This window comes from Flavobacterium sp. LHD-85 (genome assembly GCF_030929595.1).
In the GTDB taxonomy this organism is placed as follows: domain Bacteria; phylum Bacteroidota; class Bacteroidia; order Flavobacteriales; family Flavobacteriaceae; genus Flavobacterium.
The window spans coordinates 1-16318 of sequence record NZ_JAVFVR010000011.1; the positions used below are offsets into that span (position 1 = coordinate 1).

Genomic DNA, 16318 nt, shown 5'->3' on the forward strand with positions numbered 1-16318 from the left:
AACAGTGATGATATTGCCTGAATCCGAACTTCTGACTGCAGCTGTCTGGGCTGTCCCGTCCTCATTGGTGTAAGTGATCCCCCCTGTGCTGGTGCTCTGCGCAAGCGTTGTTGTGGTTTGATTTAGTTTTACAACGTTTACTAATTCACTTTTAAAATTTGAATTATTTAAAATTGTTGCGGAATTTGCTACAACATCCTGAATAACATCGATTTCTGTAACGGTATTATCCTCGCTTGTGTAAAGATATTTTCCTTTATTAGTTAAATTTTTACCTAGTGTGGTTATAGTTTCATTATTCTTTACAATTTTACCAATATCAACTACTTCTCTAATACCAGAAGCACTAATATAACTGAACTGATTTAGTGTAGAATCGAAAACTACGTTTCCTTCAGTTTTGTTTGCTATATTCTGAATAATAGCAATTACAGCAGGCTCATTAGCAATAGTAGTAAAATTCTCTTTCACATCACCAACAATATTAATATTTACCTTAGTTCCTGCTTCATTTGTATAAGTATATAATCCTCCTCCATTATTAACTACAGTAGTCAAGCTTTCATTAGCTCTTACAATTGCATTTATATCTAAAGATTGTGCATTCCCTGAAGTATTAACATGAGTAAATAACTGACTAGATGGGTTATAAATAACTGTCCCAGGAGTTGCTGTAATTTCATTTGATACAATAATTCTATTCCATTTATTCTCATACCAATAATAATATCCCGGAGTTACATCAGATATAGTGGCGGTATTAAAAACTAACAAACTACTTACATTACCATTGGCGATTGTTGTAACATCAGTTATACTTGTTAATTTAATTCTCGGAATTAGAATTCCTTTATCAGCCGCAGCAACTTCTAATTGAGAAGATGTATTAGGCATTACTGTACCAATACCAACCTGAGAATAAGACAAATAACTACTTAAAAACAATAAAAACAGAAGTAATTTATTCTTCATAATATTCAATTATTAAGATTATCAAATATATTTTCTTACAATAGAAATAAAAAAACTTAGAGTACGAAAGGAGGCAAATAAATATTTATTATAAGTAAGTCAATCAAAAAACAAAATAAATTATTGGGTAACAATAAAAAATTAAAAAAAACAGAAATTGAAAAAATTGAAATTATGCAATTCTAAAAAACGAATAAATTAAATACTAAATAAACATTACAACAATTATTCTTATTTAAAAATATAAACGTAAATTTACATACATTTCGAAAACTATCCTACAAAAAATATTTTTTTTTTTAGAAAAAAAAGACTACAAGAAAAACACCATATTAAAGGACGTACCAATTCATCGAAACCAACAAATCACCAAAACAACATTGATAATAAAACTATTACACATTAAATCACTCATTAAAAAAAAATATTGACTATATCTAAATTCTAATAATTTACTTTTACACAAATTCGTAAATCTTACATTTTATCAATAATAGTGTTTAAATTAATCTTCAATAATTCTTCACTAATTGTACTTTACCAATTGAACACTTAAAATAAATCTGCCACAATATTTTATAAAATGTACTCATAGAGATTAGTTCGGCTTCAATATCACCTAAGATTATCAAAACTTATTTTACGATGAGATGAAATCAATACTTCTCGTACATAATTTGATTCGACACATTTTTCTTGAGTATTAATCTGCAATAGCAGACTAAAACTATCCCTTAATTTGATTTTCAAACCAGAATGATTTCCTAAAAAATCAATAGGTATATTTTCGTTAACTCACTTAACTTAAAGAGTAAATATTCTTTCAAATTTAATCACAGAAGTACCACTAGGCAGAACTTTAGGAGCTTTAACCAGTTTTTCTGCTAATAATGAAGCTGACAACGGCCTAAATTCCTCAAACATTCCCATTGCATTAAATACCCGTAATGTATTTACTATAATTTTTTCCTTAATCCAGCTCGTTCTTTCTTTTATTATTAGTCCTGGCTTAAAAATAACATACTGCTCAAAATAAAACTCAGCTATCATTTCTTCTAATATCCCTTTCATTCTAAAATAATGTACCCAACTGTTAGACGATGCGTTAAGTGAAGATTCCAAAATAAAAGAATTAACACCATTCTCGCAAGCCAGCATAATAAAGCCGTTTAAAATTTCAATATCAGATTTCCATTGATGCTCTCTTATCGCAACTCCATTTATAGCAGTTTCAAAACAGAAGAAAAGTACATCTCCAACAACATCTTTCCTATAAGAGTCAATATCAGATAAGTTAACAATATATTCCCTGAATTTAGTATGCTTCTTCCCCGTAGATCTATTTACAAAAACAACAACACAAGTGTAATCACTATCTTGTAATAGTTTATCAACCAAAACCATTCCCGTATGACCTGCAGCTCCAATTACTAACGCTTTCATAATATAGCTTTATAAAACAAATTTAAATAATCAATTATTAAAAACTTTGCACCTAGATATATAGATCTATTTTAACTTCTATTTTTTTTCTTTTAAAAATGTAAGAATATTTTTGTATTTTTATATATTATTTCTAATTCTATTATATATGGGACGTTTTATTATCTACAAAACAGTTAATGGAGAATTTCAGTTTACTTTAAAAAATGAAAAAAATCAAACTTTAATTACCAGCACAACTTATTTAACAAAGGCTAACTGCAAAAAAGGAATTGAACGATTCAAAATATACACACAGCATCATAATAGATTTCATAAAAGAATCAACTCTAATTGGCTCTTCTATTTTTATCTTAAAGCGCCCAATGGACATATTATAGGTACCAGTTCTCTACACGAAAGTGTTTTATCTAGAGATCAAAGCATTGATTGGCTAAAAAAAAATACTTTATACATAGCCATAAGAGATATAACTTCAAAAGCTGCCTAAATTTATTTTTGATTAAAAAACACATTACCTTCACGCTCTCAATAATATCTTGCACAATTGTCAAAAAAACATGTTCTTCCTTTTTACAGAACATCTAAAAAATAAAAATTCTAGCTAGTCAATTCCTCCTTATAAAACAACTATTAAATTATGTGCTCATCTATTAATTAAATTCAAACCAATTCATTTACTAAATAAATATAAAGATAAATATTAAGTAAATATAAGAAATTTTTTATTTTTTTTTCCTGCGTAAATTAGCAAAATATTAAACCCGCCCTTCTTAATCATTTTAGAAAGTTCAGAATTAAATCATTGTTGCCAATGGATTTCATTATAAGTAATTATAAAAAACATTAAATAATAATAATAATAATAATAATAATAATAATAATAATTGAGTTATACGCTTAAGCAATTTTGTAAAATGCTTATTATTAACTATTTAATTTTATTAGATGTTGTTTTAAGGTTAATCTTTATAGTTGTTTAGAATATTAAACGCAAAATATAGATTCAATTAACTGATTATCAAGCAACAACTAAGTGTATAACTCAAAATAATAATAATAACAGCCTAATATAAACTAAACTGTTCTGCATCTTTAACGCATCGATTTATTTGGAATCCGACTCAAAACTCCTCTACTTTTTTTAAGATGATTTAATCAAAATTTACTAATAAAGCATTAACTATTCCTTTTCCCTTATCTCTTAAGTACCGCCATAAATTGTAAGTTTTCAACCTCGACCTGAGACCAATAATATCAACAACTCAAGTTTGGCAGAAAATTAAAATCAAATTTAATATTCGCTCAAGAAAAACTTAACCCATATACAACGTATAATTATGCAAATAGTAAAAAATAAATAATCTTAAAAAAAGTAATTCTAGATAATCAATATTATTCAAAACCTCAATGAGCAGTTTCACTTTTAATTTATTTTAAAAAAATGCTTAAAACTTTTTAATTCATTTTTGAAATCACTTCCTCAATTTCTTTAATTCTCTCATTCATATAATCAAGATCTGCGTTTAATTTATTCGTTTTCTTTATGAGCTCTTCAATTTCAGCCTCTTTACATTTCAACAGCTCGTTTAATTTTTTTAATTCTTTATCCTGCTCAATTGTATACAAATAAAGTTCTTCCGTTTTCTCTAGTAACTGAATAGAAAGTTCCGAAACATTATAAAAATATCCCTTCTCAGTCTTTTCTAATTGATTTATTGATGCTACCCCCGGCAAATGATTATTCTCTTTGATAAATTTGTCAACCTCGAAAAGCGATTTAAATTTATAATCAGTTTTAAGTCTAGACTTTCCTTTAAAATAATCTTCAAAAACGTAATCAGGATAAGAAGTAGTGGCAGTTGTAATACTTCCGTTTACCCTCAATTTTTCACTACCACTGCCAGATGGAGTCATCTGTCCTCCAATACCTACCCAACCTTTGGTATAAATATTTTGATCGTTCGTAGTTGCAGGTCCATTATTTGCAGTTTCAAACCAAGGTTCATTGCTTAAAACATTTAGATTTATCGAACCTTCAACACCATTTACTGAAGTTGTCAACGTTCCATCTATCAGCGAGTTCGTTACTGAAGTAACAATTAAAGCTGTTGCTTCAACACCATCAATTTGCGAATGCATAACATTATCAGAGGTATTAAATAAAGCATTATTGACCCTTGCATTTATTATATAAGGATCAACTGCACTTCCAGACCCTCCAATGCTTACATTATCACCTGCTTGGATTATCGCCCCACCACCATCTGCTCCAGCCGGCCCTTGTGGCCCCTGGTCTCCTTGATCTCCTTTTGGTCCCTGCGCACCTGTGGCCCCAACTGCACCATCTAAACCTGGCTGTCCTACAATACCTTGTACCCCCTGATCTCCCTTTGGTCCTTGCGCTCCTGCGGCACCAACTGCGCCATCTAAACCCGGCTGTCCTGCAATGCCTTGTACCCCTTGATCTCCTTTATCTCCCTTTGGTCCTTGCACTCCTGTAGCACCAACTGCGCCATCTAAACCAGGCTGTCCGGCAATGCCTTGTACCCCTTGATCTCCTTTATCTCCCTTTGGTCCTTGCACTCCTGTAGCACCAACTGCGCCATCTAAACCCGGCTGTCCTGCAATGCCTTGTACCCCTTGATCTCCTTTATCTCCCTTTGGTCCTTGCACTCCTGTAGCACCAACTGCGCCATCTAAACCAGGCTGTCCGGCAATGCCTTGTACCCCTTGATCTCCTTTATCTCCCTTTGGTCCTTGCGCTCCTGCGGCACCAACTGCGCCATCTAAACCAGGCTGTCCGGCAATGCCTTGAAACCCTTGATCCCCTTTATCTCCCATTGGCCCCTGCGCACCTGTGGCACCTCTAAAATCAGAGGTTGTAAAACTACCACCATCTGTATAATTGATAGTAAAAGTTCCATTTCCATTATCTACTGTTGAACTAATCCCATTACCATCTATACCAGGCGGTCCTTGAGGCCCAGATTGCGTCCCCTGTATTGAAATTGTTGTTTTCAAACCTTCCTCATTCCAATATGATATTGTCCCGTTTCCATTATTTACAAGTCTGGTTACGGTCTCATTAGCTTTTACTAATTCCTTAAGATCAATTGCTGTAATCGAACCATGTTCATCTTTATATTCTAAAGATTGGGAAAGATCATCCAACTTCAAAAAAGTTAAAGTCTCATGCTCCTTTACAATCTTATCAAAATTAATTACAACGGGGTTTCCAGAAAGATCAATATATGAAAACTGATTCAGTACAGAATTGTAAATCACATTACTTAATGAATCAATAATATCATCTTTAACAATGATTTTGTTCCATTTATCATTCAACCAATAATAAAAACCTTGGCTAATATATTGGTTTTCAGAGATATTAAAAACCAACAAACTATTTAAATTACCATTTTGAATTGTCGAATTATCACTTGTGCTTTGCAGATTTACTCTAGGGACTAAAATTCCTCTATTGGTTGCGACAATGTCTAATTGTGCAGATGAATTCGGAAGACTTGTTCCGATTCCTACTTGTGCATTACTCACATAACATGTGAATAACAACAAAAAAAAAAACTTTATTCATATCATTTTTTTTAGATGATTAGAATTAAAAAACTGTTAATTTGAAATTGCCTTTAACAATATGATAAAATAAAAAAACGATTTTACATTTGGAGAAATTATAATAGTCCATTACCCACAACAAGTAAAACACCTGTTACAGTCCCTAAAGAGAAACGTCCAATTCTAAATTTCCAATAAAACACCCTCGTGATAATGTAAGAAAAGCTTATTCAGGATATTCTTTGAGTGTAATTAAAAACCAATCCAAATGACTTTATTTACGTAAAGTGAAGTTAATCAAAATATTAATACATAACTAAGAAAATATTTACTTTTTTTTTTAATCTTACAAAAATAAATAAAAACTCAAATTTCAAAAAACTTTTTCCTAAAGACAATCCAGTAAGTATGCCATAAGCTTTAAAATAAAACTAATCAAATACTTCTTCAGGTTTCCAATCTAAATATCACAAAATCATTAAATATTGAAAAAGCAAGTAAAAACTTAAAACTTTACCCCTAGACACGAATGATGTTATTATGCAATTCATATAAAGCAATATATTTCTTACTTCTAAAGAGAAAAGTTTTTTATTAAAAACAAGTAGCACTATAATTACATTTGTATTTTTCGTTGCATCTACATTTCTTAATTATTATTTTATTTCAATCATAATCTACAATGCAAAAAGAGATAGAATGAACTTATTAATATAATGCAGGTAAATTTCGTGTCTAATTTGACACAAAGTTGCGATACCCCTTTTGTATCCTAAATTTCTTTAGGTTTCTGTATTAATATTTTTGAAATTATACTTAAGTCTATATTTATATAGATACGATAAGAACAGAACCTTGTCTTTTAATTTTGATTGCAATAATTTCATATCGGTATCCATTTCCGAAAATAAAACCTTCGATGTGATTGTAAAAAAAGGTCAACTTTCTCATTATATTTTTTTATCTGCAAGTATCCTATAGATGCAGTACCTTGACAAGAAACTTTACTTTCTTTAATAAACAATTTCAAAAGCTCTTGCTCATGCGTATAAGATTCTACGAGGATCTTTATTATTAAAGCATATAATTAATCTTAAAAAAAAACTTTATTTAAAATTTGTAATACTTGTAAAATGTTTAATTGCTCTATTTTTTAAATGAGTAAGTTCTTATCGTTTTAAATTTATTCCATCAGCATTATAGCAACATGAATTGATAATAAGCAATTTAGTTTCTTTTTGTATATCGACTGTCCAAAATTAAACTCTATTTACCTTCTATTATATTTCATTTTTCACCACAAACCAGTTTGCATGAAATTACCTGCATTTATATTTTTTTTTTAATAAAACAAGTATTATATTTGAATGTCTACTTTAATATGTAACTAACATTTGAGATAAATAAACTTTTCTTTATAAATAATCTATATATAAAATTAACATCAATAAAGCAAATGAAGTAATAGCATTAAAGTAATGAAAAACCATTATAGCAGTATTTATTTCACATTAGAGTTAAAAAGATTTTTTTTAAACATGCCAAATCTAACCTTCTTTTTAATATTGCCTTTATACAAGTCTTGATCTTATTTTCTTTTACACGAAGCAATAAGACAGGAGAAATTTAAAAATAAAGAACACTAAACGAATAAATGTCCCAAACGATCACACATTACATATAACTAAAATTAGGTTGCTATAATTATTCGACAAACTAGTCAAGATACAAGATATTCTTTCATAATAGAACACTAACCTTAATTAAATTATTTTGAAATGAAAAGAAATATTACTCTAATATCAATTCTAGCAAGTATTTGCTTTAGTAACATTTTATATTCTCAAGCAGGGATTAATACAATTACCCCAGCCTCTACTTTGGATATAACTGCTAAAACCTCCACCGGTACTTCCACCTCTGTAGAAGGCTTATTAATTCCTCGAATAGACCGTCAAAAAGCACAAAGCATGTCAGCGGTCCCTATCTCAACATTGATATATGTAAACAGTGTATCAACTGGCACTCAAAGCGGAACAGCACTTAACATTGATGTAGTTGGGTATTACTACTACAACGGAACAGCTTGGACAAAATTAATAGCTGCTCCCATAAATATTTATAATGCTAACGGGACACTATCAGGAGATCGCATCGTAACTCAGAACGCAAATAAATTGGCATTTACCGGTACATCCGTAAACGCGTTTTCTGTTGATGCCAGTACGTTTTCTGTTGATGCCGCAAACAATAGAGTTGGAATGGGAACTATAGCTCCTTCTACGGTTCTATCCATATTTCCATCAACCGCGGAAGGAAATATAGACATACTTTCATTGGGAGCTAGAAACTGCGGCATCCCATGTGGAAATCCGGAGATAAGAAATCTAACTTTGTTTAACGAGCAGGAATGGGCAACACAATTTGCTACCATAGACTTTATTGCTGGTCAATCTTCTGCATCTCCCTCGGCTGCCACAATTAAAGGAATAGATCGAGATATAACCAATAATTTTGCAGGCTTGCAATTTCTCACAAGAAACTCTATAGATTTTGCACCAAGAATGACTCTTAAATCATCCGGAAACATAGGAATAGGCACTATAAATCCTGCATCAAAATTGCACATTGTAAGTACAACTCCAAATGATGGTTTTCAACTTCAGGATGGAAACGAAGGAGCTAATAAGGTTTTAATGAGTGACAATTCAGGTAAAGCGACCTGGATAACCAGTTCAAGTACGATTGCAACAGTACTCGGCACTATGAATACAATATCAAAAGTAGTCAGCCCAAATACACTAATTGGCTCAAATATAACTCTTCCACCAGGCAAATGGGTAATTTATATTGGCCAATTAATTACAACTGGATCAGCAGCAACCGCAACTAACAACACATGGATGAGGATTACACTGAGCAGCAGCAATAGCACAATAACCAACACAGGGTACACCTATCTGGCCAGTAATCTTGTAGGAGGCTGGCTTCCTCAAAGTAATGCTGGAGGCACTGGATATTCTTTTCTATCAGGTGTCATTCCTATACAGGTAACCACTCCTACTACTATCTATTCATGGTTTCGAGAATTTAATAGTAATGGTAGTCCACCTACTGCAAATGTGGGAGGCAATGGTGAAAATTATTTATTTGCCAGCCCTATGAATTAAAAAAACTAATACAAAATATATCTTACTTTTTTTTAATGAAAATTTATCTCTGGTATTTCACGAAAACAATGACATATTGGAGATAAATTTTATCTCAATTTCTACATTTCAGAAGCACCGCCTCCTTGCTATTCTACAAATGATTTCACATATCAAGTAGTATCTATTCATTTATAAAGCTTTTAATATACTTCTTAAAAAGATTTCTTTCTTTACAATTTATAATCTAATTTTAGGTCATTAATTCAATTCATAATTGTTTTTAAATATCAAACAATCATCTGGTTTTACAATTATAGTAAGTAAATTGATATTTAGTAATCTTAAAAAAAAATTGACTACACGACATCTTTCAACAAAAGCAGATGCATAAAGCTTCAAAACTTTAAATAAAAACAACTATTAAACAAATTCTCAAAAGATTAATTTATATTCCATAAAAAGTAAGACTCCTATTTACTTTTATAATCTTCAGGTTTTTTTTTAACTAACCTAAATTTTTTAGATTAAATGTATGTTAATCTTTAACTAGGCCATAAATAAAACATAGTATTCACCGTGACCAATATTTCACCGAAATATATTTATTTAACATCATGACATAAATTTTAAATTAATAAAGTAAAATCCTTCAACCTTCTTTTTTTAGATCATACTTTTAATTTCAAAAATTGCGTTGGAGATTTTCCCGTATGCTTTACAAAGGCTCTAAAACAAGTCGTTCTGCTTTTAAAACCGGATGCCAAAACCATATCCTTAAATGAGAAATGTTCCCACTCCAAATTAATGACTTTTTCTTCAAAATATTCTATTCTCATTAAATTTACATAATCCCGAAAATTCATATTAAGTTCCGAATTAATCATATTTGACAATTGATTTACCGACAGTCCCATTTTAATTGTCACATCACTAATTTGCAAGTCTTTTTTTAAAAACATTTTTTCATTAATAAAAATATTCTCCAAGCGTAATAGGCAATTAAACTGTTTTTCAAAACCTAAATCTGATTCGTTTTTAATCATCGATATAGTTCTAGTCTTAGTTTCATCTAACTTAGTAAAGCTAAATCTCTTTTTCACTAAATACAAGCTGTCAGCAATCTCATCTGATGTTGCCATATAAAGCAACTGAAGTTTAAAACACAAACAACCAGCAGTAAATAGAGCTATAAAAAAACATAATATCTCATTCCAGTAATTTATTTCATCAATTTGAATGTTCAAAAAATGAAAAACAAATAACAATGAAAATAAAAATAGTACTGCTAAATTATAAATACGAATCCACTGTAAAAACTTCATTCTATTAAAACTATTTTATTTATATTGAGTAATATCATAATTCAAAACAATCATCATTTGAAAAAACACATAAAAACAATCATGATTTAGCGCACGCAAACACCGATGAGTTTTTCGCACGACGTGAATATATTACGTAAATTAGATGTCCTAAAAAACATTTAATATTATGGAAACCGTTCAATTCGAACAGCTCATTTGCGTAGGATGCGGAATAGATGTTCATAAAGATGTTATAGTTGCGACCATTCGTAGAAGTAACAAAGATTATCAAACCAAAAGCTTTAGTGCTTTTACAAGTTCATTGATAGATTTGCGGGATTGGTGTAAAACGGAAAGAGTTACCCATATCGCGATGGAAAGTACTGGGATCTATTGGAAACCCTTATTCAATATTCTCGAAGAGGATTTTGAAATCATTTTAGTTAATGCTCGTCATATTAAGAATGTTCCTGGACATAAAACGGATAAGAAAGACAGTATTTGGATTAGTAAATTACTATTGAGTGGATTGCTAAAAGGCAGCTTTATTCCACCGGTAGAGATACGAGAATTACGAGATTTAATTCGCTACAGAAAGAAAAAAACGCAATTCATTGCCTCGGAGAAAAACAGGATGATCAAGTTTCTAGAAGATTGTAATATCAAATTAAGTAGTGTAGTTAGCGATACACAGGGAGCTAGTGCAACAAAAATCATCAACGAGATTATTGATGGTAAAGATGATGTTACTAATTTATTAACCTATGTTCATGGCAGAATAAAAGCAAGCAAGGAAGATATTGCAAAAGCCTTAACTGGAAGAATTACACCCCATCATCGTTTTATGCTAAGAATGATTCGTGAAACCATCGCTGAAAATGAACGGTTAATTGACAAATTAGATCAGCAAATCGATTTGAGTGTCGAAAAATATCAAGTAGAATTACAACTTCTGCAAACTATCGACGGAGTTGGACGTGATACAGCAATTACTATAATAAGCGAAATTGGGACTGATATGAGTAGGTTCGCAGATGAACATCATTTAGCCTCTTGGTCTGGATTAAGTCCTGGAACTAATGAAAGTGCTGGTAAAAAAAAAGTACACGAGTCATCCACGGAAACAAACACATCCAATCCTGCTTAGTAGAATCAGCATGGGGAGCAAGTAGGAAAAAGGAAGGCTATTTAAAAGGATTCTACCAGCGATTATTAATTAAAAAAGGAAGTAAAAAAGCATTACTAGCAGTAAGTCATAAAATTATCAAAGCAACGTATCATATTCTAAAGAACAAAGAAGAATATAAAGAACCATTGTTGCAGATAGAAAAGTTAAAAGAAAGAAATAAACAAAAAAATGTTCAAAAATTCGTTACCCAATTAGCTGGCCTGGGATTTAGTGTAAGACTAACTCCAACAGCATAAAGATAATACAAGCTCGTAGCTTTTAATAGACTATAAATCTGTGATAAAAACTGAGTATTAACTGGATAAGCACAAACACTTGTCGCAAAGAATTGTAGTAATACAGATCAGAAGCACGAATATGAAAATTTACATTTTTCTTATCCTTTTATAAATAAAAATCAAAGAAATTAAACTGGTACAATTAAGCAAATACAACCTATTGAAAGACTCTTAATTATTGATTCAAAAGACTAAAATTAGATTTTTAGCAGATTTTTATTGGACTCAAAAAAAATAAAACACATATGAAAAAGCCATATTATCAAACCTATCGCCAAAAGCAGGTCGTGACACTTAAACAAATAATATTGAATGATTCGCACCTTACTAAAAATGTTTATCAATATTATCAATGTTATCAATGTTAAAGAAAAACAAGTTATAAATGCAATAAAGTGAAGCCACACATTACTATTAGAATATTTTCTATTTAAAGAAAGATCTTTTCTAATATAAAGATATGAACTTGGGGCGACTAAAAACACAAATGACTTACTAATTAAAAACAAGTATGGAGAAAATTTCAATACATTTTTTAATAGACAAAAATTATAAAGGCACGCAACAGTAACATCTACCAGGAACAGCCCTAAAAAAATCTTGAATATTTCTTTTGCGATAATATAATCACAAAAGATCACAGCAGCCCCACAATTTTAGCAATAAAAAAAATAAACAGCAGCACCGTAAACTTTAAATTAGCAAAATATTACTTTTTTGATTCAAAAAACAGCTGGTTAATATTATCAATAGCAGAATAAATCTCTCATAATGTTTTGTTTTTTTTTAAAATTAATAATTAAATCATAATGCTATTTAAATAATATATTTTAAAATCAACCGCATAAATAACGAACAAATATAATTTTCAAATACAATCATTACTTAATGATAATATAATTTATCAGCTATAAAACATAAATAAGCAAAATTTTACGCATCATTAAGAAAAAATGTCTCTTATCAAAGGTAATGAATTAAAATATTTTCTATACCTCTATTGTTTAGTTCCTTACTTAAACTTGATGGTTACTTCCCTCTTTTTCGTCAAAGCTTTTATTTTTCCTTCCTTTCAAATTCATTCACATAATGTACCACAGTTTTTAGAACATTAGCCTGTACTTTCTTTTAACAGCTGAGTCATTTCGTTTTAAAAAAACAAATGATAATGCTGGTCTCGTATCGTATCTAAATAGCTTCGTAGTACTCCCCCCCCTTCATATGAGTTAAATAAAAAAAATACACACAAACACTTGTAAATCAATATACTAAATGCTGAATATAAGATTTTTCTTTTTTATGAGTTATTTTTTTTACTTTTATCAAACATTAAATATAAAAGTTCTTTAACTTAATTATGCCGAAAGGAGATTTTTTTATTTGAATCAGTTTTTAGAGATTCTATGACTTAGCATTATATAATCTTTAAAAAAATACAATTGTTGTCCAAAGAAAGTAAAAATAAAATCTAAAAATAAAATCTAAAAATAACTTAAAAATTAGAAATTATGAGTTCAGAAATTCCAAAATCAAACGAGGAAGAATCTCAAAAAATATCAGATTCTCAAGAATATCACATCCAGTATGATGACGTTTTTCATAGATTAACTAACATACCGCAATCTATCATTACCTCACATCCGCTAGATTATAGCCAATCTTCACAAACGCCCTATGGAACTGTTAATATTCCCTGGAGTTTCTTATCCTGGAATCATTCCTAATTTAAATAAAGAAAAATATATAGTACAATATAAAAGTATTAGGTAATGGCAAATAGCAGATTTTACGATATCTACAAACAAAAATATTTGAAATTAAAAAATATTAAACAATGCAACAAGAACCTAACACATTAAAACCGTAAAAGGCTTTAATTTTAAAATTACAGTAAATTAAACACAGTAATAAACTCAATACAATATTGCGCTTACTATTAAGCAAATTTAGTCAGGTTGTTATTATTGTTTTTTTAAATTTCGCAATTGCATTTCATTGCGCCAATTTCAATTAGTAAAGCGTTGGTAATATTGCTTATTTCAATTTATGCATAAGTTTTAATTCTGAATTCGTACACGTGTCATTTTAAATTCTTCTGGAAAATCCGGCAGTAAAGGAAACTTCTCTATTTTTACAGCACTGGTATTCAAGCCAAAGCCTTTTTCCTCAGATAAACTGATTTTTTTAAGTAAAAAATAACTATTCATAATTAGTTTTTCAAACCAGCTGAAATTGCTGTCAATCGAAAGTATTTTTTGAGATAATACAAATTTAAAATCTCCTATAATATTATTATTGTGTAAGGACAAATAACGGCTTGTTATGTCAACTTCATTATTTAGCACCATATCACGAATTACTTCCTTAAACATCAAATTTGTTTTTATCGGCTCTCTAAATCCCAGATAAAAATCAATTCTATATAAATCATCTTTCATTATTTCAGTCACTTTATAATCTTTTTTATATGGCTCATCTACAATATTTATATGAATAAACCAATAAATATCAGCTCGTTTAGGACGCATCTGCAGGATAGAATAAATTATTTTTTGCTCTATTTCACTAATTCTTACAGCATTTGTCATATAAACTAAATGTGTAGCATACTTTGGAATTGACTCATCAGTACTTAGTTCAGACAGTACTTTTTTATAATCACATATATTGACGTATTTTGTATATTTTTTACTTATCGATTTGGCTTTCCACCATGTAGTCATTACTACAATCAATGTTAGGGCTACTAATACTGCGACATATCCGCCGTGCATGAATTTGTTTAAACTAGCAATTAAAAAACTAATTTCGAGTATCATATAAATTGTTATGGAAGCAGCAATAATATACCATGGGACTCTTTTCATTATCAAATAATAATTAAGCAGTAAAGTGGTCATAATCATACATAAAACTATTGCAAGTCCATACGCGGCTTCCATTTTTTGAGATTCTCTAAAATGAAGTACAATCATGATGCAGCCCGCCATCATCAGCCAATTAATTGATGGAATGTACAATTGCCCTTTTTGTTCTGTAGGGTATTTAATTTTTACCTTAGGCCAAAAATTAAGCTTGATAGCCTCATTGATTAATGTAAAGGAACCGCTTATTAAAGCTTGCGAAGCAATAACAGCAGCTAGTGTAGCAATCAATATTCCTACAGGCACAAACCATTGTGGCATCATTAAATAAAATGGATTTGCATATTTACCTCCGAGACTAAACAACGTTTTCCCCTCATGCTGAATCAAATAAGCTGCCTGCCCAAAATAATTTAACAGTAAAGCAATTTTAACGAAAACCCAGCTGATCCTAATATTTTTTCTACCGCAATGCCCCATATCTGAGTATAAAGCTTCAGCTCCCGTTGTACACAGAAAAACAAAGCCTAAAACATAAAACCCTTCCGGATGAATTCTTAATAAATGGTAAGCATAATATGGATTTACTGCTTTTAAGACATCTGGATGATTTGTGATTTGCATAACTCCTAATACTGCCAGCATACCAAACCATATCAGCATTACCGGTGCAAAAAATTTCCCTACTAATTTAGAACCAAACTGCTGAATTGCGAAAAGCGTGAATAGAATTGCAATAATAATGGGGACGGTGTCAATTTCAGGATACAAAGTCCTTGTTCCTTCAATCGCTGAAGATACAGACATTGGAGGAGTGATGATTCCATCTGCAAGTAATGCACTGCCTCCGATAACTGCCGGAATAATTAGCCATTTCACCTTAGTTCGCCTTACCAGTGCATAAAGAGCAAAAATCCCTCCCTCCCCATTATTATCAGCGCTGAGTGTAATGAAAATATATTTTATTGTAGCCTGTAATGTTAATGTCCAAAGTACTGCTGATACTCCTCCTAAAACTATATCATTTTTAATATAATGAATTCCAATTATAGCTTTCATTACATATAAAGGAGAAGTTCCTATATCTCCGTAAATTATTCCTAATGCAACAAATAAACCTCCTAAAGTTAATTTACTATGTATCGCGTCATTTTTTCCACTCATAATTAAAATATGGTTCAACTTTTTAATCTTATAAATTAAAATTTTCCAGCAATTGCTTTTCCAATGCTGCAATTCTACCTATAGTCATGCTTTTATGAGCTCAAGACTACAAACAAAAGAAAGACTTCTATGATTTTAATTCCCTTTAAATAGAAGTCTTTTCTAATCTAATATAAATTCTTCAGTATAAATATACTAAGAAATGTTTGATTTCTCTTTTTAAACTCTTTTTACAACTTTTATCAAATGATTTTTAGTTGTAATTTGTTTATTTAAATACGATAATACATTTTACTCAATCCATTTTCAAATTGATTTCACCTGTACAATAATGACTTAACAAAAAGCATTAATTTAAAATAAGAAGCCACTG

8 protein-coding genes and 1 pseudogene are annotated in these 16318 nt (G+C 30.2%); 4 read left to right on the plus strand and 5 right to left on the minus strand.

Features of this window, described 5'->3' with window-relative positions; all coding sequences use genetic code 11:
* Positions 1-972 (minus strand): annotated as a pseudogene (locus RB618_RS17370) (hypothetical protein); the annotation flags it as partial.
* An 804-nt stretch (positions 973-1776) separates the two neighbouring features.
* Positions 1777-2415: a semialdehyde dehydrogenase gene (locus RB618_RS17375; protein WP_308069903.1), complete on the minus strand. Its 639-nt coding sequence runs from the start codon at positions 2413-2415 to the stop codon at positions 1777-1779.
* Between the two features lie 148 nt (positions 2416-2563).
* Here RB618_RS17375 and RB618_RS17380 point away from each other — a divergent pair, with 148 nt between their 5' ends.
* Positions 2564-2905: a YegP family protein gene (locus RB618_RS17380; protein WP_308069904.1), complete on the plus strand. Its 342-nt coding sequence runs from the start codon at positions 2564-2566 to the stop codon at positions 2903-2905.
* A 968-nt stretch (positions 2906-3873) separates the two neighbouring features.
* On the opposite strand, the gene RB618_RS17385 is transcribed toward RB618_RS17380, so the two are convergent.
* Entirely contained in the window at positions 3874-5994 is a 2121-nt protein-coding gene (locus tag RB618_RS17385) for a hypothetical protein (RefSeq protein ID WP_308069905.1), read from the minus strand.
* Positions 5995-7772: 1778 nt separating this feature from the next.
* Here RB618_RS17385 and RB618_RS17390 point away from each other — a divergent pair.
* On the plus strand, positions 7773-9164 hold the full coding sequence (locus RB618_RS17390; RefSeq protein ID WP_308069906.1) for a hypothetical protein: 1392 nt from the start codon (positions 7773-7775) through the stop codon (positions 9162-9164).
* A gap of 650 nt (positions 9165-9814) precedes the next feature.
* On the opposite strand, the gene RB618_RS17395 is transcribed toward RB618_RS17390, so the two are convergent.
* Positions 9815-10468 (minus strand): helix-turn-helix domain-containing protein, encoded by a 654-nt coding sequence (locus RB618_RS17395; RefSeq protein ID WP_308069907.1) that lies wholly within the window; start codon positions 10466-10468, stop codon positions 9815-9817.
* A gap of 169 nt (positions 10469-10637) precedes the next feature.
* Between RB618_RS17395 and RB618_RS17400 the strand changes: the two genes are divergently transcribed.
* Both RB618_RS17400 and RB618_RS17405 read left to right on the plus strand, forming a co-directional pair.
* Positions 10638-11597, plus strand: coding sequence for an IS110 family transposase (locus RB618_RS17400; RefSeq protein ID WP_308069908.1), 960 nt, complete (start codon positions 10638-10640; stop codon positions 11595-11597).
* Between the two features lie 1828 nt (positions 11598-13425).
* On the plus strand, positions 13426-13641 hold the full coding sequence (locus RB618_RS17405; protein ID WP_308069909.1) for a hypothetical protein: 216 nt from the start codon (positions 13426-13428) through the stop codon (positions 13639-13641).
* Positions 13642-13974: 333 nt separating this feature from the next.
* On the opposite strand, the gene RB618_RS17410 is transcribed toward RB618_RS17405, so the two are convergent.
* Positions 13975-15945, minus strand: coding sequence for a KUP/HAK/KT family potassium transporter (locus RB618_RS17410; RefSeq protein WP_308069910.1), 1971 nt, complete (start codon positions 15943-15945; stop codon positions 13975-13977).
* Positions 15946-16318: the final 373 nt, after the last annotated feature.

Bases quoted from the DNA above. Each gene is read 5' to 3' on its own strand.
- RB618_RS17375 (WP_308069903.1), bottom strand. From the start codon at position 2,415: ATGAAAGCGTTAGTAATTGGAGCTGCAGGTCATACGGGAATGGTTTTG.
- RB618_RS17380 (WP_308069904.1), top strand. From the start codon at position 2,564: ATGGGACGTTTTATTATCTACAAAACAGTTAATGGAGAATTTCAGTTT.
- RB618_RS17390 (WP_308069906.1), top strand. From the start codon at position 7,773: ATGAAAAGAAATATTACTCTAATATCAATTCTAGCAAGTATTTGCTTT.
- RB618_RS17395 (WP_308069907.1), bottom strand. From the start codon at position 10,468: ATGAAGTTTTTACAGTGGATTCGTATTTATAATTTAGCAGTACTATTT.
- RB618_RS17400 (WP_308069908.1), top strand. From the start codon at position 10,638: ATGGAAACCGTTCAATTCGAACAGCTCATTTGCGTAGGATGCGGAATA.
- RB618_RS17405 (WP_308069909.1), top strand. From the start codon at position 13,426: ATGAGTTCAGAAATTCCAAAATCAAACGAGGAAGAATCTCAAAAAATA.
- RB618_RS17410 (WP_308069910.1), bottom strand. From the start codon at position 15,945: ATGAGTGGAAAAAATGACGCGATACATAGTAAATTAACTTTAGGAGGT.